This is a genomic window from Sphingomonas sp. Xoc002, assembly GCF_050408055.1.
Classification (GTDB): domain Bacteria; phylum Pseudomonadota; class Alphaproteobacteria; order Sphingomonadales; family Sphingomonadaceae; genus Sphingomonas; species Sphingomonas yabuuchiae.
In genome coordinates this window covers 3,435,068-3,453,511 of the sequence record NZ_CP191175.1, presented here as the reverse complement: position 1 = coordinate 3,453,511, position 18,444 = coordinate 3,435,068, and the positions used below count along the sequence as shown (strand labels likewise).

Genomic DNA, 18,444 nt, shown 5'->3' with positions numbered 1-18,444 from the left:
GCACGCGAGGCATGAGCCAGCGCACCCTCCCGCAAGGGTTCCGTCGCAAGATGCTAGGGAAGCGCGGGCCGATAGCCGAAAAGGGGAGAAATGGCAAGGCCAGCATTGCGCTTGTCACGGCCGATCCGGCCATGTCACTCTGGGCTCATGATGGACGACTCGGTCGAGGGAGCGACCGGTTCCGCCATCGCTCGAACGGGGGTTCGACACATGCGACGGGGATGGGGTGCGCTGGCCTGTGCGGCGGCGCTGACGTTGGTGGCCGCACCGCTGGCGGCGCAGGAAAAGACCGGCAACAAGCCCGGTTTCACGCTGGCCCCGGGTACCGCGACCATCGTCCTGATGCGGCCTGAGATCGCGGTCGGGGCGCAGTCGACCGGCGGGTCGTACGAACCCAATGCCGACTGGACCGATCAGGCGCGCGAGAATCTGGGCAGGGCCTTGGCCGATGCGCAAGGCAAGCTGGGCAACCGGGTCGTCACTCATGTCGAGCCGGTCGGGCAGGGTGCGGCCACGGCGCATGAATATCGCGCGCTGTTCACCGCGCTGGCCGATTCGGTCATCACCTATCAGTTCTTTCCGGGCAATCGCCTGCCGACCAAGAAGCGCGACGACAGCTTCCTGTGGTCTATCGGGTCCGAGGTGGCCAGGCTGCCGGGCGTGCAGGGAGCGGACTATGCGCTCTTCGTGACGACCGAGGATCATTACGGCTCGACCGGGCGTAAGCTGTTGCAAGTCTTCGCCGCCGGGGTGGCCGGTATCGGGGTCAGCGCGGGCGTGCACAAGGGCTATGCCGGACTGATCGACCTGAAGACCGGCGATCTGGTCTGGCTGAACGCCGATCTCGCCATGGGCGGCGATGTCCGCACGCCCGAGGGGGCGGCCAAGCGCGTGTCGCAATTGCTGGAGGGTTTTCCGGGCAAGCCGGTCGAGGCGCCGGTCGCTCCGGCGGCCCCGACCAAGACCGCCGCACGCTGACGGGAGGCGATCATGGCCGGATGGATCATCGCCGCTGCGCTCGCAGGGGCGGCTCTGGGCGCAGGCGCGTCCGACAGGCTCGCCCCGCTGCCGCCTTACGGCGCGGCCTACACGCCGACGACCGTCGACGAGCGCGGGCTGTGGCAACAGGCGGATGAGGCCGAGCGCGATCTGCGCGACTCGCCCGCCGTGGTACGCGATACGGCGCTGAACGCCTATCTGACCAAGGTTCTCTGCCGTTCGGTGGGCGGGGATCGGTGTCGGGGCGTGCGGATCTATGTGGTGCGCGCGCCCTATTTCAACGCGTTCATGGCGCCCAACGGCATGATGGTGGTCTGGACCGGGGCCCTGCTGCGGTTGCGCGACGAGGCGGAACTGGCATCCGTGCTGGGTCACGAATTCGGCCATTTCGAGATGCGGCACAGCCTGGCGAGCTTTCGCCGGGCGCGGACGATCGGCGACATCATCGCCTGGACGGGGGTGGTCTCGCCCTACAGCCTGTTGCCGGTCAGCCTGATCCGGCTGCATTTCTCCTATAACCGCGCGCAGGAGACCGAGGCCGATCTGATGGGCCTGCGCTATCTGACGGCGGCCGGATATCGGCCGCTCGCCGCGTCGCACATCTGGGAGCGGCTGATGGCGGAGGAGGATGCGACCGCGCTGGGACGCAAGCGGCGCGTCACCCATCATTATGCCGCAGGCTTTTTCGCCAGCCACCCGACCGAACTGACCCGCGCCACCTATCTGCGCGAGGTCGTGGGCACGGGGGGAGAGCAGGGCGACGAAGCACGCGACGCGTTCCTGACGGCGATGCGCCCGTGGCGCGCGAGCTTCCTGGCCGACCAGATCAAGCTCAACGATTTCGGCGGATCGGAATATCTGCTGGGCGAGCTGGCGACCGGCCAGTGGACGCCCGATCTGCTGCTGACGCGCGGCGAACTCTATCGCGAGCGCGGTAACCCCCGCGATCTGGTGAGCGCGGCGCAATTCTACCAACAGGCGATCGACGCGGGCTGCACCGATCCGATCGCCTGGCGCGGGCTGGGCCTGTCGTTGCTGCGTGGGCAGCAGGAGGCGGCGGGGCGGGCCGCATTGAAAACCTATCTGGAGCGTGCACCGCAGGCGAGCGACCGCGCGGCCATGGCGATGTTGATCGGGGAAGGGGGCGTGCAATGAAGGCTTTGAGGATCGCGGCGATCGGACTGGCGCTGGTGGCGGCGCCGGTGCTGGCGGGCAACAAGCTGATCCCGGCGGGGCAGCCCGTGGCGGTCGCCAAATCGGTGCTGACGGTCACGCCCTCGGTCGAATGGAACAAGCTGGGCGCGCGACCGGGGCGCAATTCGGAGACGTGGACCTTCGATGGCGATGCGCTGAACGACCTGACCTTCTATGGCGGGATCGAACCCGAACAGACGCTGTTCCGCGAGGTCAGCAAGCGCACCAAGCCGCTGCCGCGCGTCAAGGCGACGATGCTGGTGACCGACATACCGACGCTGGTCGAGAACAGCTATCGCATCGCGCTCAATACGCCGTTGTTCACCGTGGAGGGGATGGAGCCGATGGCCTTTGCGGGGCAGCCCGGCATCCGCTTCACCTATAGCTTCACCCGGCCGAGCGAGGACCTGCCGCGCAAGGGCGAGGGGCGCGGCGCGATGATCGGCGGCAAGCTGTACCTGATCACCTTCGAGGCGCCCCGGCTGCATTATTTCGACGCTGGGGTCGCGGCGTTCCGGCAGGTGGCGAACAGCGCGAAATTGTAAGGGGGATGTTTCTTCCAGCCCTCCGTTCGCACTGAGCGAAGTCGAAGTGCACGGGACTCGCTGGGCGGCGAGGGGCGGGCGTGGGCTTCGACTTCGGCGCAAGGCGCCGAACTTTATTCTGAGCGGCTGGCTTGCCAGCCAGCCGAAGGGCTCAGCTTGAACGGAGGTAGGGGAGCAGGCGGGAGTTAAAGATAGGCCCAAATACGAAAAGGGCCGGTGGCGTCGCCGCCCCGGCCCTGTTTCCGTCGGATGGTCCGAGCTTACTTCGAGCGTTCGACCTGCTCGAAGTCCAGTTCCACCGGGGTGGCGCGACCGAAGATCGACACCGACACCTTGACCTTGGACTTGTCGAAATCCAGTTCCTCGACCACGCCGTTGAAGCTGGCGAAGGGGCCTTCCAGCACCTTGACCGCGTCGCCGATCTCGTAGTCGACCTTGACCTTGTGCTTCGGGGCGGCGGCGGCTTCTTCCTTGGAATTCAGCATCCGCGTGGCTTCCGCCTCGCTGATCGCCTGCGGCTTGCCCATCGCGCCCAGGAAGCCGGTCACCTTCGGCGTGTTCTTGACGAGGTGATAGACCTGGTCGGTCATGTCGAGCTTGGCCAGCACATAGCCGGGCATGAACTTGCGCTCGACCGCGATCTTCTTGCCGCGGCGGGCCTCGGTCACGGTCTCGGTCGGGACCTCGATCTGGTCGACCAGATGGTCGAGGCCCAGACGGGTCGCCTCGGCCATGATCGAGTCGCGGACCTTGCCCTCGAAACCGGAATAAGCGTGGATGATGTACCAGCGCGCCATGAGAACCCTTTTACTTCGCGAACGACAGCAGGGTGCGGACCAGCGTCTCGAAGAACGAGTCGACCGCCAGGAAGAAGATGGCCAGGATCGTGGTCATCACGACCACCATCACACCGGTCATCACCGTCTCGCGCCGCGTCGGCCAGACGACCTTCTTGGTCTCGGTCTTGACCTGGTTGAGGAATTCGATGGGGGTCGTCTTCGCCACTCGTGCCGTTCCCGCACCTGCGTTGAAATTACTGTCAGCGGGGCATGGGTCCGCCGTCGCCTGCCCCAGGGGGCCTGCGACGAAAGGTCCGTCCGCGCTGTTCGGATGGGAACGCGATGTAGCTGTGGCTCGGGTAAAAGGCAAGGGTGGGGGCGGGATGGGGTTTTCGGTTCACGCGAAGGCGCGAAGGCGCGAAGGTTTTTTGTTCGCGCAGAGGCGCGGAGGACGCAGAGGGGCTTTGGCTGCGCTCAGAAGCGGCAGACTATGAGTCAGACGTTGGGATGGTCTGGCCTGTCGGCCGCGCCTAACACCTCCGCGCCTCCGCGCCTCCGCGCGAACCAACCTTCCTTCTTCTTCTTCGCGTCATCGCGTGAACGATCAACAGCAACGCCCGCCATTCTTCCCGCCATAGCGCGCCTGTTGCCGCTCGCGGAAGAAGGTCACCTCGTCCATCGGCTCCCGGTCGGGATGTTTCACCGCCATGTGCGCCACATAGGCGTCATAGCTGGGCATCCCGACCATCGCATTGCCGATCTGGCGCAGGCGGGCGAGCCAGTTCATTCGGCGGCCATCAGTTCGGGCGGGACCTCGGTCACACTGGGCTGGTCGATACGGCGCGCGATCAGGCAGGTGCGCACCGCATAGATCAGGATCGCCAGCACCACGCCCAGGAAGATCGCGCACAGCCCGGCGTCGATCCGGTCGTTGAAGACGATCCGTCCCATCTCCGCCATGGTCTTGGCGGGCGGCAGCACCTTGCCCGACGCGGCGGCGCTGGCGAACTTGTCGGCATGCGCCAGGAAACCCACGCGCGGGTCGGCCGAGAAGATCTTCAGCCAACCGGCGGTCAGCGTGCAGGCGAGCAGCCAGACGGTCGGGATCACCGTGATCCAGGCATAACGGTCCTTCTTCATGCGGAACAGCACGACCGTCGCCAGCATCAGCGCGACGGCGGCCAGCATCTGGTTGGAGATGCCGAACAGCGGCCACAGCGTGTTCACCCCACCCAGCGGATCGGTGACGCCCTGATAGAGGAAGAAACCCCAGGCCGTGACGCACAGGCCGGTCGCGATCAGGCCCGGCGCGACCTTGCTCGATCCCCGGAAGCTGGGGACGACCAGGCCGATCAGGTCCTGCAGCATGAACCTTCCTGCACGCGTACCCGCATCGACGGCGGTCAGGATGAACAGCGCCTCGAACAGGATGGCGAAGTGATACCAGAAGGCCTTCATCGCCTGTCCGCCGAACAGGTGGCTGAAGATTTCCGCCATCGCCGCCGCCAGTGTCGGCGCGCCGCCCGCACGGCTGATGATCGTATGCTCGCCCACGTCACGCGCGACCTGGGTCAGCGTGTCGGCGGAGATGGGAAAGCCCATCGCGGTGACGGCGGCGGCGGCGCTGGCCGGATCGGTGCCCAGCACGGCGGCGGGCGCGTTCATCGCAAAATAGACGCCCGGATCGAGGATCGAGGCCGCGACCAACGCCATGATCGCCACCGCGCTTTCCATCAGCATCGCGCCGTAACCGATGAAGGGTGCGTCCTTCTCGCTGGCGATCAGCTTCGGCGTGGTGCCGCTGGCGATGAGGGCGTGGAAGCCCGACACCGCGCCGCACGCAATGGTGATGAACAGGAAGGGGAAGAGCGGCCCGGCCCAGACCGGCCCGCTGCCGTCGATGAACTTGGTCAGCGCGGGCATCTTCAGCGGCGGCGCCATCACGACGATGCCGATGGCCAGCGCCACGATCGCGCCGATCTTGAGGAAGGTCGACAGATAGTCGCGCGGCGCAAGCAGCAACCATACCGGCAGCACCGAGGCGACCGCGCCGTACCCGATCAGAAGGAAGCAGAGCTGCACCGGCGTGAAGGTGAACAGCGGCGCCAGCGTCGCCGATTCGGCGATCGACTGGCCATAGACGATGGCGAGGATCAGGCCGATGAAACCGATGATCGACACCTCGCCGATCTTCCCCGGCCGGACCCAGCGGGTATAGCCGCCCATCAGCATCGCCAGCGGCACGGTGGCGGCCACGGTGAACAGGCCCCATGGGCTTTCGGCCAATGCCCGCACGACGATCAGCGCGAGCACCGCCAGGATGATGACCATGATCATGAAGGCGCCGAACAGCGCGATGGTGCCCGCCACGGGGCCCATCTCCATGCGGATCAACTCGCCCAGCGAGCGCCCGTCCCGTCGCATCGACAGGAACAGGACGAGGAAATCCTGCACCGCCCCGGCCAGCACCACGCCCGCCAAAATCCACAAGGTTCCGGGCAGATAGCCCATCTGCGCCGCCAGCACCGGCCCGACGAGCGGACCGGCACCCGCGATCGCGGCGAAGTGATGGCCGAACAGCACCGTCCGGTCGGTCGCCACATAGTCGAGGCCGTCGGCCCGGCGGATGGCCGGGGTGGGGCGGCTGGGGTCGATGCCGATCACCCGCGCGATGAACAGCGCATAGTAACGATAGGCGATCAGATAGACCGAGACGGCGGCGGCCACGATCCACAGCGCGTTGATCGGTTCGCCCCGTACCGTGGCGACCACGCCCAGCGCGCCCGCTCCGACGATCGCCAGTGCGATCCAGGGAAGGTGTTTCGTCATGCCCCGCTCGGTCCTCCCGTTCTGCTTTGCCCCTCTTCTAGCCCGCCAGGCCGCCGACGCCAGTCCCGAAAGGCGATTCCGGTGAAGTTCGGGCTTCCGAGGGGGGGCTTCGCATAGCTGCGTTCCCGGTCGATGGGAGCAAAGGAAAACAGTATTTTCACACCGGCCCTTACATTTGCGCGCGGGGACCCGATATTGATCCGTGCTAAAGTCGCAAATCGACGGTTCTCTGCTTTGCGGCTCGTTCCTTCTTTCCCTGCACCGCGGCCCCGGACCCGGCCCAGCCTGGTCCATCATGATGAAGGAACGAATATGAGCATCACCGGAACCGTCAAATTCTTCAACGCCGACAAGGGTTACGGCTTCATTGCCCCCGAGAGCGGCGGCGCGGACGCCTTTGTCCATATCAGCGCGGTCGAGCGCGCCGGGATGATCACGCTGAACCAGAACCAGCGGGTCACCTATGAACTGGAAGAGGATCGCCGCGGAAAGATGGCGGCGGTCAACCTTCAGCCCGCCTGAATGTCGAAGCGGTAGCCGGTCCGGCTACCGCTTTTTTTGTGGCCCGAAAGGATAATCCATGTCTCGCGATGCCATCTTCTTCCGCAATCAGGCCGAGATCGAGCGCAACAACGCCGCCGATGCGACATTGCAGAATGTCCGCGACCGCTGCGAGCGGGCCGCCGCCTCCTGGGACGCGATGGCCGTCCGGGCCGAGCGGGCGGAACTGGGACGCGCGGCGGCGGCGGCGCGAGCGGCGCTATAGGTCGAAGCGGAATCCGTAACCCAGGCTCAGCGTCGCCTGCCCCCGCTCGCGGATTAGTGGTGAATCGGCGACTGGGCCGCTTAGGCCGTAGGGCACACGCCCCGTCCTCGTGATAGGGCTCGCGACCACGCCGCCATGTCCCGTGGACCCCTGCCGCACCTTTTGCGCCTGCGCCAGACAGGCGAGCGGCGCGACATCCCCAAAGTTCGGACACGACTGGCGGGTCTCTGGACAAACTTAGCGCTTGCCCCGCCGCGCGGTCCGGGGTGAAAGGCTTGGCATGGCCAGCGCATCCTCTTCCCCGCTCGTCGTCGGCATCGGCGGCACGATCGGCAGCGTCTCCTCGACCGAGCGCGCGCTGCGCACCGCGATGACGGCGGCGGCGGACGAGGGGTTCCGTACTCATGTCTTCGGCGGCGAGGATCTGGCGCGCCTGCCGCTCTACAACCCGCGCGCGGGCGAGCGGACCGAGGCGGAGCGTATGTTCGTCGACACCGTGCGACAGGCGTCGGCGATCATCATCGCCAGCCCCGGCTATCATGGCAGCATCTCGGGGCTGGTGAAGAACGCGCTCGACCTGCTGGAGGAAACGGCGAAGGACGACCAGCCCTATTTCGCCGACCTGCCCGTGGGGCTGATCGCCACCGCCTATGGCTGGCAGGCGACGGGTTCGACCATCGCGGCGCTGCGCTCGATCGTCCATGCGCTGCGGGGCTGGCCGACGCCTTTCGCGGCGGCGGTGAACACGCAGCAGACGCACTTCGACGCGGAAGGGCGGATCAGCGATCCGGCGGTCGAGGGGCAGTTGCGCCTCGTCGGCCAACAGGTCGCCCGCTTCGCGCCGCTGGCGGGGACGATCCGCGCGTCGAACTGAGGGGCGGGGCCGGGATTTTGGTTCACGCGAAGCCGCGAAGCCGCGAAGAGTTTTATCTCGCGCGGAGGCGCGGAGGCGCGGAGGACGCGGAGAAATATCGCGCGCGGCCGCGCGCAGTTCTCTTTCTTCGATCGCTTGAGGGGGACGGGCTGCAAGAGCGGCGAGCACGACAGCTCCGCGTCCTCCGCGCCTCTGCGCGAACCAAATCTTCTCTCTTCGCGGCATCGCGGCTTCGCGTGAGATCAATCATCTCATCCGCCGTCCGATCGAGTGGCGAAGTTCCGAAATTGAATAAATCCGTTCCCCGGCGAAGGCCGGGGCCCAGTTCCTTCCAAGCCGGTGGCGCGTCGAAACGTTGCGTGGGAGGCCAATGCCTCGCGCACATCGATAGCGCCTAGAAACTGGACCCCGGCCTTCGCCGGGGAACAGTAAGTCGTCGGGAAACAGCTAGCGCAAGCGTTCCGTCGCCAGCGCCGTGATCTCGTCCGCAATCGCCGCCGGATCGCGCAAGGCACCGCCCGCCACGGTCGACACCGTCACCCATTCGCCCAGCATCGCCCCGTCCGCCATCGCGGCGTAATTGGCGCGCACCCGCGCCTGAAGCCCCAGATCGGCCTCATAGGCATCATAGGTGTCGTCGGTATAACTCCGCTTGCGCTTGCGGGCGATCAGGTCGCGCGCAACGTCGAGCGGCGTGTCGAGATAGACCGACAGATGCGGGGCGGGCAGGCGGAACTGCACCGTCTCCAACTGCTCGATCCATTGCAGCAGCGCGGGCGCCTGGTCGGGCGCTACCTGCGCCGCCTGATAGGCCATGTTCGACGCAATATAGCGGTCGAACACGATCACGTCGTGCGCTTCGGCCAGTTCGATCAGGTGCGGCCGCGATTCGAATCGGTCGAGCGCATAGAGCGTCGCCGCCGTCTCGGGCGCAGCGGCATGGGGCAGGCGGCCCGCCAGATACTCGCCCAACGCCCAGCCGCCGACCGTCTCGGCATAGCGCGGGAAGGACAAGGCCGCCGCCGACAGCCCGGCGGCGTTCAGCCGCTCGGTGACGGCCGCCGTCGCGGTTGCCTTGCCTGCGCCGTCCGCGCCCTCGATCGCCAGCAGGAACGCCATCAGCCGCGCAGTCGCTCATGGTGGCGGATCACCTCGTCGATGATGAAGCGCAGGAATTTTTCGGAAAATTCGGGGTCCAGCTGCGCATCGCTCGCCAGCTGGCGCAACCGGGCGATCTGCGATTCCTCGCGGCCGGGATCGGCCGGGGGCAGTTCGTTCTCGGCCTTATAGCGTCCGACCGCCTGGGTGATCTTGAACCGCTCGGCCAGCATGAAGACCAGCGCGGCATCGATATTGTCGATCGACTGGCGATAGCCGGTCAGCACGGTGTCGGACATGATCGGTCTGTCTCCCTCTGGCGGCCCGCGCCGCACATGAATTCGCGCGGGCCCTTTCGCGCTTAGGCTTGCGTTCGGCAAGCGTTGTCGCCAGAGGCTCTTACCTGCCCATGACCGTAACCGCCACCCGCCTCGCCAAGCCCGCGCCCTCGCTGGACCCGATGATCCGGCTGGTGGCCGACGACATGAACGCCGTGAACCAGGTCATCATCGACCGCATGGCGTCGGAAATCCCGCTGATCCCGCAACTGGCGGGCCATCTGATCGCGGGCGGCGGCAAGCGGATGCGCCCGATGCTGACGCTCGCGAGCGCACAGCTGCTGGGCTATCGGGGCACCAGCCATCACGTCCTGGCCGCGGCGGTCGAGTTCATCCACACCGCCACGCTGCTGCACGACGATGTCGTCGACGGCTCCGACCTGCGGCGCGGGCGGCGGACCGCCAACATCATCTGGGGCAATCCCGCCAGCGTGCTGGTCGGCGACTTCCTGTTCAGCCGCTCCTTCCAGCTGATGGTCGATGCGGGTAGCCTGAAGGTGCTGAACATCCTGTCGGGCGCCTCGGCGGTGATCGCGGAGGGCGAGGTGAACCAGCTGACCGCCGTGCGGCAGGTGGGGCTGGCCGAGGAACGCTATCTGTCGATCATCGACGCCAAGACCGCTGCTTTGTTCGCCGCCGCCTGTCGTATCGCGGCCGTCGTCGCCGAGCGGCCCGAGGCGGAGGAGCTGGCGCTGGAGGCCTATGGCCGGAACCTGGGCATCGCGTTCCAGCTGATCGATGATGCGATCGACTATGTGTCGGACGCAGGGACCATGGGCAAGGATGCGGGCGACGACTTCCGCGAGGGCAAGATGACCCTGCCGGTGATCCTGGCCTATGCGCGGGCGAACGACGAAGAGCGCGCATTCTGGAAGGACGCGGTCGAGGGACGTCGCACGTCGGACGAGGACTTCGCCCATGCCATCGCGCTGGTCCGCAAGAGCCGGGCGGTCGACGACACGATGGCCCGCGCGCGCCATTATGGCGGGCTGGCGATCGAAGCGCTGCGCGGCTTTGCCGATGGTCCGGCGAAGAGCGCGATGATCGAAGCCGTCGAGTTCGCCGTCGCGCGGGCATACTGAAATCAAACAACCGTTCCCCGGCGAAGGCCGGGGCCCAGTTGCCGTGCAGTGTCGAAGGCACGAAACGCTTTGCCTCCCCCGCGTCGAGTAGCGCGCCACGAATTTGGTCGAGCCTGGGCCCCGGCCTCCGCCGGGGAACGGTTTCATTGAGACTACATCCCCTCCGTTCAGCCTGAGCGTCGTCGAAGGCCAAGGGAAACGGCGAATATCTAAGCATGGGCTTCGACTTCGCTCGGCCTGAACGGAGGTGAGGCACAGGTCCTTCACCCCGCTCCCCAAACCCCGTATCGCACCCCCATGACCCTGCCCGTCACCGCCGTCCTCCCCGACCTGCTGACCGCGCTCGCCGACGCCCCCAACGCCGTCCTCGTCGCGCCCCCCGGCGCGGGCAAGACCACCGCCGTCGCGCCCGCCCTTCTCGACCAGCCTTGGTGCACCGGCGAAGTCCTGCTCCTGTCCCCCCGCCGCCTCGCCGCGCGCGCCGCGGCCGAGCGCATGGCCGCACTCGCCGAGGAGCCGGTCGGCCGCACCTTCGGCTATGCGACGCGCATGGATACGAAGGTCAGCGCCGCGACCCGCGTGACCGTCGTCACCGAAGGCATCTTCGTCGCGCGCATCCAGGCCGATCCCGAACTGGTGGGCGTGTCGGCGGTGCTGTTCGACGAAGTGCATGAGCGCAGCCTCGACGGCGATTTCGGCCTGGCGCTGGCGCTGGATGCCCAAGCGGGCCTGCGCCCCGACCTGCGGCTGGTCGCCATGTCGGCGACGCTCGACGGCCGCCGTTTCTCCAGCCTGATGGGTGATGCCCCGGTCATCGAGAGCGAGGGGCGCAGCCATCCGCTGACCCTGCACCATCTCGGCCGCGCCGCCGAAGCGCGGATCGAGGATTCGGTCGCCGCCGCCATCCGCCGCGCGTTGCAGGACGAAGCGGAGGGCGACATCCTCGCCTTCCTGCCCGGCACCGCCGAGATCGCGCGCACCGCTGAACGGCTGGCGAACCTGCCCTCCGCCATCGCAATCCATGAGCTCCATGGCTCGCTCGACCCGGCGGCTCAGCGCGCGGCGATCCGGCGCGATCCGGAGGGGCGGCGGCGGATCGTGCTGGCTACCTCCATCGCGGAAACCAGCCTGACGCTGGATGGCGTGCGGATCGTCGTCGATTCGGGGCTGGCCCGCCGCCCCCGCTACGACCGCGCGGCGGGGATGACCCGCCTCGTCACCGAACGCGCCAGCCAGGCCGCCGTCATCCAGCGCGCGGGCCGCGCCGCGCGCCAGTCGCCGGGTGTCGCCTATCGCCTGTGGGAAGAAGCCGCGACGGCGGGCCTGCCACGTTTCGATCCGCCCGAGATCCTGGAGGCGGACCTGTCGGCGCTGCTGCTCGGCACCGCGCTCTGGGGCGTGAGCGATCCGCGCGCGCTCCCATGGCTCGACCCGCCGCCCGAGGCGGCCGTTGCGGAAGCCCGCGCCCGCCTCACCGTGCTGGAGGCGCTGGACGAAACCGGCCGCCCGACCGCGCATGGCAAGGCGATCGCCAAACTGCCGATGCCGCCGCGCCTGGCGCATATGCTGATCCGCAGCGGCGAGCGCGGGCTGGCGTCGACCGCCGCCGAGGTCGCGGTGCTGCTCGGCGAGCGTGGCATCGGCGGGCAGGATGTCGATGTCGAACAGCGCCTGCGTCGCTGGGGGAGCGAGCGTGGCCCCAAGGCGGAAGCGGCGAGGGCGATGGCGAAACGCTGGACCGGCCTCGCCCCCAAGCCGGTCGAGCAGGAGGCTTGGGACCATGCGGCGGGCGTCTGCCTCGCGCTCGCCTATCCCGACCGGGTGGCGCGGCGGCGTGACGGGACGGGCGAGAATTGGGCGAGTGTGGGGGGCAGGGGCTTCCGGCTCGATCCCGCCTCTGGGCTGGCGAGTTCGGAATGGCTGGCGGTGGGCGAGACGCAAGGCGGGGCCTCGGGCGCACGCATCCTGTCCGCCGCGCCGCTCGACCTCGCCACCGTCGAGGTGCTGTTCGCCGATCGGATCGAGACGCGGCGGACCGTCACCTTCAACCTGGCCACGGGCGGCGTCGAGGCGTTGCGCGAACGGCGGCTGGGCGGGCTTCGCCTGTCGAGCGGCCCCGATTCGGGCGCGTCACCCGACGCCATCGCCGCGGCGCTGGTCGAGGGGGTGCGGACGCATGGCCTGTCGCTGCTGCCCTGGAGCGACGGGGCGGGGGCTTACCGGGCGCGGGCGGCCTATGCCGGGGTGGCGCTGGACGACGAGACGCTGCTCGAACGGCTGGACGACTGGCTGCCCGCATTGGTCGCGGGCAAGCGACGGCTGGATGCGCTGGCACCGGGCGCGCTGACCGAGGCGATCCGCAATCTGGTCGACTGGAACGACCAACGCCGGATCGATTCGATGGCGCCGTCGCACTTCACCAGCCCGGCGGGCAGTAGCCATGCGATTGATTACGCAGCCGAAGGTGGGCCGCGCGTCGAATTGCGCGTGCAGGCGTTGTTCGGCCTTGCCGAGCATCCGGTGATCGGGACCGAGCGCGTGCCGCTGGTCCTCAGCCTCACCTCACCCGCCGGGCGGCCGATCCAGACGACGCGCGACCTGCCCGGTTTCTGGGCGGGCAGCTGGAGCGCGGTGGCCAAGGAAATGCGCGGCCGCTACCCCCGCCATCCCTGGCCCGACGCGCCCGCGGCGGCGTCCGCGACACTGCGCACGAAAAAGGCGGATGCAAGAGCCGCCGGTTCGCGATAAGGGACAAGAATTATGGCCACTGCTCGCATCTTCCAGCGCCCCAAGAACGCGATGCAATCCGGCAAGTACCGGACCGATCGCTGGCAACTCGAATTCGAACCGACCGAGGCGAAAAAGCCCGATCCCCTGACCGGCTGGGCCGGCAGCGGCGACACGCAGGAACAGGTCCGCCTGACCTTCGCGACGCTGGAAGAGGCGATCGCCTATTGCCAGCGCGAAGGGCTCGACCATCATGTCGTGCCGACGCCGCAAAAGACGCTGAAGCTGCAAAGCTACGCCGACAATTTCCGCTGATCTTCAAGCGCTCCGGTCGAGGCCGGGGCGCTTTTCTTTCGCGCGCAGCGCTTGAGAATGTCGGTTCGCGCGGAGACGCGGAGACGCGGAGGTGTCTCCCCCGGCGGCATCGGGATCGCTTCATAACCGGCTGATTAGAGCGGTATGTCGCTTCCGCGCCCCCATCCTCTCTGCGCCTCTGCGCGAACAAAGTTTCTTGGCATCTGCCCGTCGGTTCCGGCGTGTCACCATGTGTTCGCGCGAAGCCGCGATGACGCGAAGAATTTGTGAATTGGTTCGCGCAAAGGCGCAGAGAGCGCAGAGGTGGCGTGTCTGGGGGCATCGGGCGCGCATGACAAACGGCCGGTTGAAGAGATATTTCGCTGCCGCGAATACGACATCTCCGCGCCTCCGCGCCTCCGCGTCTCCGCGCGATAAATCGTCTTCGCGGCTTCGCGCGAATTCAAAAGCCCAGAATGCCGCCACCCAAAAGCAAGAGCAGCTTGGCATCGATCGCCACGCCCGCCGCGCGGCGCTCGGCGATGAAGGCGGAAACCTCGGACAGCTTCACCCGGTGAACGACGATCTGCTCGTCCGAATCGCCACCGCCTTCGCCGACCTTCACCAGCCCGGTGGCCCGGACCAGGGTGAAACGCTCCGACGTCATGCCCGGCGAGGAACAGAATTCCCCCAGCGCCTCGATCCGGGCGGGGCGATAGCCGGTTTCCTCTTCCAGCTCGCGCGCGGCGCCATCGAGCACCGCTTCGCCCTCGGTCTCGTCCCCGATCAGACCGGCGGGCATTTCCAGACAGGTCACGCCCAGCGGAATGCGGAATTGCTCGACCAGCAGGATATGGCCGTCCTCGATCGCCAGGATGACGGCGGCGCGGATGTCGCGCGGTCGGTCGGCATATTCCCAGGTGCCGCGCTTGCGCAGCGCCAGGAAACGTCCCTCGGCCAGGGTTTCGAGGGGGGCGTCCATACGGGGATCGGTCATAGCGAGATCGGTCTGTCCGGCAGTTCGTTGGTGTCTGCCGCCGTCTTGGGGAAATGTGTCGCCAGCACAAGCCCGATGCGCTCGACCGCCGCGCTCAGCCCTTCGCCGACATGGCCCTTGGCGACATGCGGCAGCATCACCGCCATCGCCCGGCCCCAGGTTTCCGGCCCGACCTTGCCGGTCAGTCCGGAGTCGGCGACGATCTCGGCCATATGCTCGTCCTCGGAGAGGTAGAGCAGAACGCCGTAGCGACTATCGGTCCGTCGCTCGGCCGAAACGCGGAACAGCAGGACGGCGCGGGCGCGCACGCGGGCATGGCGGATGCTCTTGGGCACCAGCGCGATGCGGCGCGCGACGGGGCCTAGCAGCGCGTAAACCATCCCGAACACCAGAATCTGCGCGAGCATCAGCACGCCCAGGATCAGGTCCTCGCCCGGCGCGCTCCACGCGTCATGGACCAGTGCGAGCAGCTTCAACCCCAGATCGGGGAAGAGCGCAGCAAACAGCGGCACCAGCAGCATCGCGGCCGCCGCATACCACAAGGCGATGTCACGATACTCGTCCGATCGGGGGGCGACGATGGTGACGATCTCGGCGTCGGTCGTGGCCTCCGCGCGCGCGACGGCGGCGGTGACCAGATCGCTATCGGCTTCGCTCAACATCTCACCAATCCCCCGATGCGCCGCCGCCGCCGAAATCGCCCCCGCCGCCGCCGGTAAAGCCGCCGCCGAACCACGAACCGTCGCTGCCGCCGCCGGACGAGCCGCCGCCCGAACTCCAGCCGCCGCCCGATCCGCCGCCGCTGCCCCAGCCGGGACCCCAGAGGATGATGGGCCAGCCCCCGCCGCCGCGACGCCCGCCGCCGCCACCACGATCGTCATCGTCGTCGTCGTGGAAACGCTGGCCCTGTCTGCGGCGCAGGATCGACAACAGGACGAAGCCGCCGATGAAGATCACCAATATGATGACGATCGGAAAGCCGTTGGAATCGCTGCCGCCGCGGCGATGCTCGCGGTCGAACTGCTTGGCGGCCTCGGCCACCTTGGCCTGGGCTTCCTCGGGCGAGGCGCGAAGCTGGGCGATGACCGCATCCGCGCCCGCATTCAGGGCACCCGATATGTCGCTCGATTCCCGAAGGCGCGGGATCATCAGCGTGCGGATCATCTGCGACGACCAAGCGTCGGTCAGGATCGGCTCCAGCCCGCGCCCGACCTCCAGCCGGGGGCCGCGCTGGCCCTTGCCTTCATTGGGCGCGACGAACAGGATCGCACCGTTGTTCGCGTCCTTCAGGCCGACGCCCCAGGCCCGACCCAGCCGATAGCCATAATCCTCAATCGGATAGCCCTGCAGGTCGGGGATCGTCGCGACCACCAGCTGGCGGCCGGTATCCTTTTGCAGGGACTCCAGCTTCGCCTCTAACTGCGCCTTGGTCGCGGGGTCGATCTTGCCCGCCGCATCGACGACCAGCCCGTCGAACTTGGGAAAACTCTGCGCCATCACGGGGACGGCGCAGAGGATCAGCCATAGCCCGAGGACCGGGCGAAACAACCGGGTGAGCCGGGGCATGAGGATACGATCAGGCGCCGAAATTCACCTTGGGCGCATTCTCGGCGCCCGGCGTGGTCGCCTGATAGGGGGTCTTGGGCTTGGCGCCGTAGAACACCTTGGCACCGATCGCGTCGGGGAAGGTGCGGATGCGGGTATTATAGGCCTGCACCGCCTTGTTGTAATCGCCGATCGCGATGTTGATGCGGTTCTCGGTGCCCTCTAGCTGGCTCATGAACGTCTGGAAATTGTCCTGGCTCTTCAGGTTCGGATAGGCCTCGACATTCGCCAGCAGGCGGCCGAGCGAGCCGCTGAGCTGGCCCTGCGCTGCCGCGAACTGCTGCATCTTGGCGGGGTCGGACAGGTCGTCACCCGACACCTGGACCGAGGTCGCCCTGGCGCGCGCGTTGACCACCTCGGTCAGGATCGACTTTTCCGAGGCGGCGGCGCCCTTCACCGTGGCTTCCAGATTGGGAATGAGGTTCGCGCGGCGCTGATAGGCGGCCTGAACGTCGGCCCATTTCGCGTTCACATTTTCCTCGGCCGTGGGCACGCTGTTCATGCCGCAGCCGGACAAAGCGACGGCCATCACGACCGGGGTCAGGGCAAGAACGGGACGACGCATTCGAATATTCCTCCGTCAACTGTATCGGCTATATAAGACGCGTGAGGCGCTTGGCGAAGGGCAAAAGCGACGATAGCCTGAAAGTTCATCGAATAGAGGGAGTTGGCGATGCTCAAGGAATTTCGCGCCTTCATCGCGCGGGGCAATGTGCTCGATCTGGCGGTGGCGGTCATCATCGGGGCGGCGTTCAGCAAGATCGTGACATCGCTGACCGACGACGTGCTGATGCCGGTGATCGGCAAGATCTTCGGCGGGTTGGATTTCTCCAGCTATTTCGTGCGCATGGGGCCGATACCCGCCAATTATGCGGGTTCGCTGACCGATTATGCCGCGCTGAAGAAGGCGGGCGTGCCGCTGCTCGGCTATGGCGCGTTCGTGACGCAGGCGGTCAATTTCGTGATCGTCGCCTTCATCATCTTCCTGCTGATCCGCACCGTGAACCGTGCGACCGCGATATTCGAGAAGGACAAGGCCGTCGCCGCCGCCGAGCCCAAGGCGGAGCCTGCCGATGTCGCGCTGCTCCGCGAAATCCGCGATGAACTGCGCGCGCGGCGTCCCTGAGCGTTTAAATCGGAAGGCTGGTGTTCCCCGGCGGAGGCCGGGGCCCAGTCGCCATCAAGCCCGTGGGGCGCAGCAACGTCGCTTGGGAGGCGGCGTCGCCCCGCCTCCGTTGCCTCACCGCAACTGGACCCCGGCCTTCGCCGGGGTGGCGCGATGTTGGGTAAAGGGCTTAAGCCGCCGCAAGCTTCTTGGCCGTCGCATCCGCAAGGCTGGTACCGTCCAGAATCCGTGCCGTCTCGTCGCGCACGCGCATCATCGCGTGGCGGATGGCGCAGTCGGCCTCGCTCTTGCAGTCGTTGCACGGGCGATAGGCGGTCCGGCTGACGCACGGCACCAGCGCCAGCGGCCCTTCGATCGTGCGGATGATGTCGCCCAGCGAGATCAGGTGCGCGGGTCGGGCGAGGCGGTAACCGCCCATCTTGCCGCGCTGGCTGTCGAGCAGTTGCGCGCCCTTCAGGTCGGCGAGGATCAGCTCCAGGAACTTGCGCGGTACATTGGCCTCGGCCGCGATGCGGGTCATCGAGGTCGGCGGCCCGTCCACCGGCATTTCCGCCAGGAACAGCATCGCGCGCAGCGCATAACGGGACCGCTGGGTCAACATGGCCGCCTCCATGGACCCAAAATGGGGCGAGCGAAAGGCATTTGCGTAATGCCGCCGGGCTTCCTATATCCCCTCTTGCCGGGTTTCACCCGGCTATGACGATAAACTGCGGCGAGTAATAGACGCAGCGGACCCGGGGGCAGTACCCGGCGGCTCCACCATAAAAGGTGGTGTACTTGGACACCGTTTCTGACGGGGCCGAACCAGGATCGACGTGTGTTGAAAAGCGCTGTTTTCGTTCGGAATGGGACCACCGCAACGGCCCATATACACAAGTGCCAACGATAACGAAGCACTCGCGATTGCGGCGTAATTGAGGGCCTCACGGCCTGACATTACACCAAAATAGCGCGGTCGGACCCCACCGGGCAACAGAAGGGGAATCCAGCGGTACGGGGAGCACCGGGCAACAGAAGCTCCCCACTTTCCTGTTTTTGATGTGAGCGCAGGCCGATCGCCGGTCTTCGGCAGCCGTTCAGCCTGATCGGAGTCGACGTGTCTGGGCTGCCTTTGCGGCGGGGCGGTGGGGCTTGGCCTTCGACTTCGCTCAGGCTGAACGGAGGTGGGGGAGATATCACTCTTCTTCGACC

Annotated in this window: 21 protein-coding genes and 1 other RNA gene; 11 read left to right on the top strand and 11 right to left on the bottom strand. The window is 67.1% G+C overall.

The annotated features are described in order from the left end of the window. Positions 1-210: 210 nt before the first annotated feature. From ACQR50_RS15830 to ACQR50_RS15820, 3 genes are read left to right on the top strand one after another with little or no spacing between them, the layout of a single operon-like run. Entirely contained in the window at positions 211-978 is a 768-nt protein-coding gene (locus ACQR50_RS15830; protein ID WP_428969039.1) for a hypothetical protein, read from the top strand. A gap of 12 nt (positions 979-990) precedes the next feature. Then, complete coding sequence (locus ACQR50_RS15825) at positions 991-2,154, top strand: M48 family metalloprotease (protein ID WP_428969038.1); 1,164 nt, start codon at positions 991-993, stop codon at positions 2,152-2,154. Beyond that, positions 2,151-2,738 carry a hypothetical protein gene (locus ACQR50_RS15820; protein ID WP_428969037.1) on the top strand — a complete coding sequence of 196 codons (588 nt, stop codon included), beginning with the start codon at positions 2,151-2,153 and terminating at the stop codon, positions 2,736-2,738. Before ACQR50_RS15825 ends, ACQR50_RS15820 begins: the two co-directional genes overlap by 4 nt. A gap of 260 nt (positions 2,739-2,998) precedes the next feature. On the opposite strand, the gene nusG is transcribed toward ACQR50_RS15820, so the two are convergent. The 4 genes from nusG to ACQR50_RS15800 all read right to left on the bottom strand — a co-directional run bounded on the left by nusG (position 2,999) and on the right by ACQR50_RS15800 (position 6,346). Next, the gene (gene nusG / locus ACQR50_RS15815; protein WP_042491307.1) at positions 2,999-3,535 is read right to left on the bottom strand and encodes a transcription termination/antitermination protein NusG; all 537 of its coding nucleotides are present in this window, start codon (positions 3,533-3,535) and stop codon (positions 2,999-3,001) included. A gap of 10 nt (positions 3,536-3,545) precedes the next feature. Continuing rightward, positions 3,546-3,743: a preprotein translocase subunit SecE gene (secE, locus tag ACQR50_RS15810; RefSeq protein WP_056433493.1), complete on the bottom strand. Its 198-nt coding sequence runs from the start codon at positions 3,741-3,743 to the stop codon at positions 3,546-3,548. Between the two features lie 378 nt (positions 3,744-4,121). After that, positions 4,122-4,304: a YbdD/YjiX family protein gene (locus tag ACQR50_RS15805; RefSeq protein WP_428969036.1), complete on the bottom strand. Its 183-nt coding sequence runs from the start codon at positions 4,302-4,304 to the stop codon at positions 4,122-4,124. After that, positions 4,301-6,346: a carbon starvation CstA family protein gene (locus ACQR50_RS15800; RefSeq protein ID WP_428969035.1), complete on the bottom strand. Its 2,046-nt coding sequence runs from the start codon at positions 6,344-6,346 to the stop codon at positions 4,301-4,303. The genes ACQR50_RS15805 and ACQR50_RS15800 overlap by 4 nt, the downstream gene beginning before the upstream one ends. A gap of 312 nt (positions 6,347-6,658) precedes the next feature. On the opposite strand from ACQR50_RS15800, the gene ACQR50_RS15795 reads away from it, so the two are divergent. The 3 genes from ACQR50_RS15795 (at position 6,659) to ACQR50_RS15785 (ending at position 7,986) form a co-directional block, all read left to right on the top strand. After that, positions 6,659-6,868 carry a cold-shock protein gene (locus ACQR50_RS15795; RefSeq protein ID WP_056433501.1) on the top strand — a complete coding sequence of 70 codons (210 nt, stop codon included), beginning with the start codon at positions 6,659-6,661 and terminating at the stop codon, positions 6,866-6,868. Between the two features lie 58 nt (positions 6,869-6,926). Continuing rightward, the gene (locus ACQR50_RS15790; protein WP_056433505.1) at positions 6,927-7,112 is read left to right on the top strand and encodes a hypothetical protein; all 186 of its coding nucleotides are present in this window, start codon (positions 6,927-6,929) and stop codon (positions 7,110-7,112) included. 280 nt (positions 7,113-7,392) lie between these two features. Beyond that, a complete protein-coding gene (locus tag ACQR50_RS15785; RefSeq protein WP_428969034.1) occupies positions 7,393-7,986 on the top strand; it encodes an NADPH-dependent FMN reductase in 594 nt (197 codons plus the stop codon). 447 nt (positions 7,987-8,433) lie between these two features. Here the strand turns inward: ACQR50_RS15785 and ACQR50_RS15780 are convergent, their stop codons facing one another. Next, a complete protein-coding gene (locus ACQR50_RS15780; RefSeq protein WP_428969033.1) occupies positions 8,434-9,105 on the bottom strand; it encodes a thymidylate kinase in 672 nt (223 codons plus the stop codon). Then, the gene (locus ACQR50_RS15775; protein WP_056433511.1) at positions 9,105-9,383 is read right to left on the bottom strand and encodes a chorismate mutase; all 279 of its coding nucleotides are present in this window, start codon (positions 9,381-9,383) and stop codon (positions 9,105-9,107) included. The genes ACQR50_RS15780 and ACQR50_RS15775 overlap by 1 nt, the downstream gene beginning before the upstream one ends. Before the next feature lie 110 nt (positions 9,384-9,493). Between ACQR50_RS15775 and ACQR50_RS15770 the strand changes: the two genes are divergently transcribed. The 3 genes from ACQR50_RS15770 (at position 9,494) to ACQR50_RS15760 (ending at position 13,546) form a co-directional block, all read left to right on the top strand. Then, positions 9,494-10,504 carry a polyprenyl synthetase family protein gene (locus tag ACQR50_RS15770; protein ID WP_058746568.1) on the top strand — a complete coding sequence of 337 codons (1,011 nt, stop codon included), beginning with the start codon at positions 9,494-9,496 and terminating at the stop codon, positions 10,502-10,504. Positions 10,505-10,801: 297 nt separating this feature from the next. Further along, positions 10,802-13,252 (top strand): ATP-dependent helicase HrpB, encoded by a 2,451-nt coding sequence (gene hrpB / locus ACQR50_RS15765; RefSeq protein WP_428969032.1) that lies wholly within the window; start codon positions 10,802-10,804, stop codon positions 13,250-13,252. Between the two features lie 12 nt (positions 13,253-13,264). Beyond that, positions 13,265-13,546 carry an ETC complex I subunit gene (locus ACQR50_RS15760; protein ID WP_042491340.1) on the top strand — a complete coding sequence of 94 codons (282 nt, stop codon included), beginning with the start codon at positions 13,265-13,267 and terminating at the stop codon, positions 13,544-13,546. 442 nt (positions 13,547-13,988) lie between these two features. On the opposite strand, the gene ACQR50_RS15755 is transcribed toward ACQR50_RS15760, so the two are convergent. Genes ACQR50_RS15755 through ACQR50_RS15740 form a run of 4 tightly spaced genes read right to left on the bottom strand, consistent with a single transcriptional unit; the run spans position 13,989 to position 16,692 of the window. After that, on the bottom strand, positions 13,989-14,522 hold the full coding sequence (locus tag ACQR50_RS15755; protein ID WP_428969031.1) for an NUDIX hydrolase: 534 nt from the start codon (positions 14,520-14,522) through the stop codon (positions 13,989-13,991). Continuing rightward, complete coding sequence (locus ACQR50_RS15750; RefSeq protein ID WP_428969030.1) at positions 14,519-15,184, bottom strand: TPM domain-containing protein; 666 nt, start codon at positions 15,182-15,184, stop codon at positions 14,519-14,521. Before ACQR50_RS15750 ends, ACQR50_RS15755 begins: the two co-directional genes overlap by 4 nt. A 1-nt stretch (position 15,185) precedes the next feature. Beyond that, the gene (locus ACQR50_RS15745; RefSeq protein ID WP_428969029.1) at positions 15,186-16,088 is read right to left on the bottom strand and encodes a TPM domain-containing protein; all 903 of its coding nucleotides are present in this window, start codon (positions 16,086-16,088) and stop codon (positions 15,186-15,188) included. A gap of 10 nt (positions 16,089-16,098) precedes the next feature. Continuing rightward, complete coding sequence (locus ACQR50_RS15740; RefSeq protein ID WP_428969028.1) at positions 16,099-16,692, bottom strand: LemA family protein; 594 nt, start codon at positions 16,690-16,692, stop codon at positions 16,099-16,101. Positions 16,693-16,800: 108 nt separating this feature from the next. On the opposite strand from ACQR50_RS15740, the gene mscL reads away from it, so the two are divergent. Beyond that, entirely contained in the window at positions 16,801-17,253 is a 453-nt protein-coding gene (gene mscL / locus ACQR50_RS15735; RefSeq protein ID WP_428969027.1) for a large conductance mechanosensitive channel protein MscL, read from the top strand. A gap of 169 nt (positions 17,254-17,422) precedes the next feature. On the opposite strand, the gene ACQR50_RS15730 is transcribed toward mscL, so the two are convergent. After that, positions 17,423-17,854, bottom strand: a complete 432-nt coding sequence (locus ACQR50_RS15730) for an RrF2 family transcriptional regulator (RefSeq protein ID WP_056433595.1) — start codon at positions 17,852-17,854, stop codon at positions 17,423-17,425. 37 nt (positions 17,855-17,891) lie between these two features. On the opposite strand from ACQR50_RS15730, the gene ssrA reads away from it, so the two are divergent. Then, positions 17,892-18,241, top strand: a transfer-messenger RNA (tmRNA) gene (ssrA, locus tag ACQR50_RS15725). Positions 18,242-18,444: the final 203 nt, after the last annotated feature.

Bases quoted from the DNA above. Each gene is read 5' to 3' on its own strand.
- ACQR50_RS15830 (WP_428969039.1), top strand. From the start codon at position 211: ATGCGACGGGGATGGGGTGCGCTGGCCTGTGCGGCGGCGCTGACGTTG.
- ACQR50_RS15825 (WP_428969038.1), top strand. From the start codon at position 991: ATGGCCGGATGGATCATCGCCGCTGCGCTCGCAGGGGCGGCTCTGGGC.
- ACQR50_RS15820 (WP_428969037.1), top strand. From the start codon at position 2,151: ATGAAGGCTTTGAGGATCGCGGCGATCGGACTGGCGCTGGTGGCGGCG.
- nusG (WP_042491307.1), bottom strand. From the start codon at position 3,535: ATGGCGCGCTGGTACATCATCCACGCTTATTCCGGTTTCGAGGGCAAG.
- ACQR50_RS15805 (WP_428969036.1), bottom strand. From the start codon at position 4,304: ATGAACTGGCTCGCCCGCCTGCGCCAGATCGGCAATGCGATGGTCGGG.
- ACQR50_RS15800 (WP_428969035.1), bottom strand. From the start codon at position 6,346: ATGACGAAACACCTTCCCTGGATCGCACTGGCGATCGTCGGAGCGGGC.
- ACQR50_RS15795 (WP_056433501.1), top strand. From the start codon at position 6,659: ATGAGCATCACCGGAACCGTCAAATTCTTCAACGCCGACAAGGGTTAC.
- ACQR50_RS15790 (WP_056433505.1), top strand. From the start codon at position 6,927: ATGTCTCGCGATGCCATCTTCTTCCGCAATCAGGCCGAGATCGAGCGC.
- ACQR50_RS15785 (WP_428969034.1), top strand. From the start codon at position 7,393: ATGGCCAGCGCATCCTCTTCCCCGCTCGTCGTCGGCATCGGCGGCACG.
- ACQR50_RS15780 (WP_428969033.1), bottom strand. From the start codon at position 9,105: ATGGCGTTCCTGCTGGCGATCGAGGGCGCGGACGGCGCAGGCAAGGCA.
- ACQR50_RS15775 (WP_056433511.1), bottom strand. From the start codon at position 9,383: ATGTCCGACACCGTGCTGACCGGCTATCGCCAGTCGATCGACAATATC.
- ACQR50_RS15770 (WP_058746568.1), top strand. From the start codon at position 9,494: ATGACCGTAACCGCCACCCGCCTCGCCAAGCCCGCGCCCTCGCTGGAC.
- hrpB (WP_428969032.1), top strand. From the start codon at position 10,802: ATGACCCTGCCCGTCACCGCCGTCCTCCCCGACCTGCTGACCGCGCTC.
- ACQR50_RS15760 (WP_042491340.1), top strand. From the start codon at position 13,265: ATGGCCACTGCTCGCATCTTCCAGCGCCCCAAGAACGCGATGCAATCC.
- ACQR50_RS15755 (WP_428969031.1), bottom strand. From the start codon at position 14,522: ATGACCGATCCCCGTATGGACGCCCCCCTCGAAACCCTGGCCGAGGGA.
- ACQR50_RS15750 (WP_428969030.1), bottom strand. From the start codon at position 15,184: ATGTTGAGCGAAGCCGATAGCGATCTGGTCACCGCCGCCGTCGCGCGC.
- ACQR50_RS15745 (WP_428969029.1), bottom strand. From the start codon at position 16,088: ATGCCCCGGCTCACCCGGTTGTTTCGCCCGGTCCTCGGGCTATGGCTG.
- ACQR50_RS15740 (WP_428969028.1), bottom strand. From the start codon at position 16,692: ATGCGTCGTCCCGTTCTTGCCCTGACCCCGGTCGTGATGGCCGTCGCT.
- mscL (WP_428969027.1), top strand. From the start codon at position 16,801: ATGCTCAAGGAATTTCGCGCCTTCATCGCGCGGGGCAATGTGCTCGAT.
- ACQR50_RS15730 (WP_056433595.1), bottom strand. From the start codon at position 17,854: ATGTTGACCCAGCGGTCCCGTTATGCGCTGCGCGCGATGCTGTTCCTG.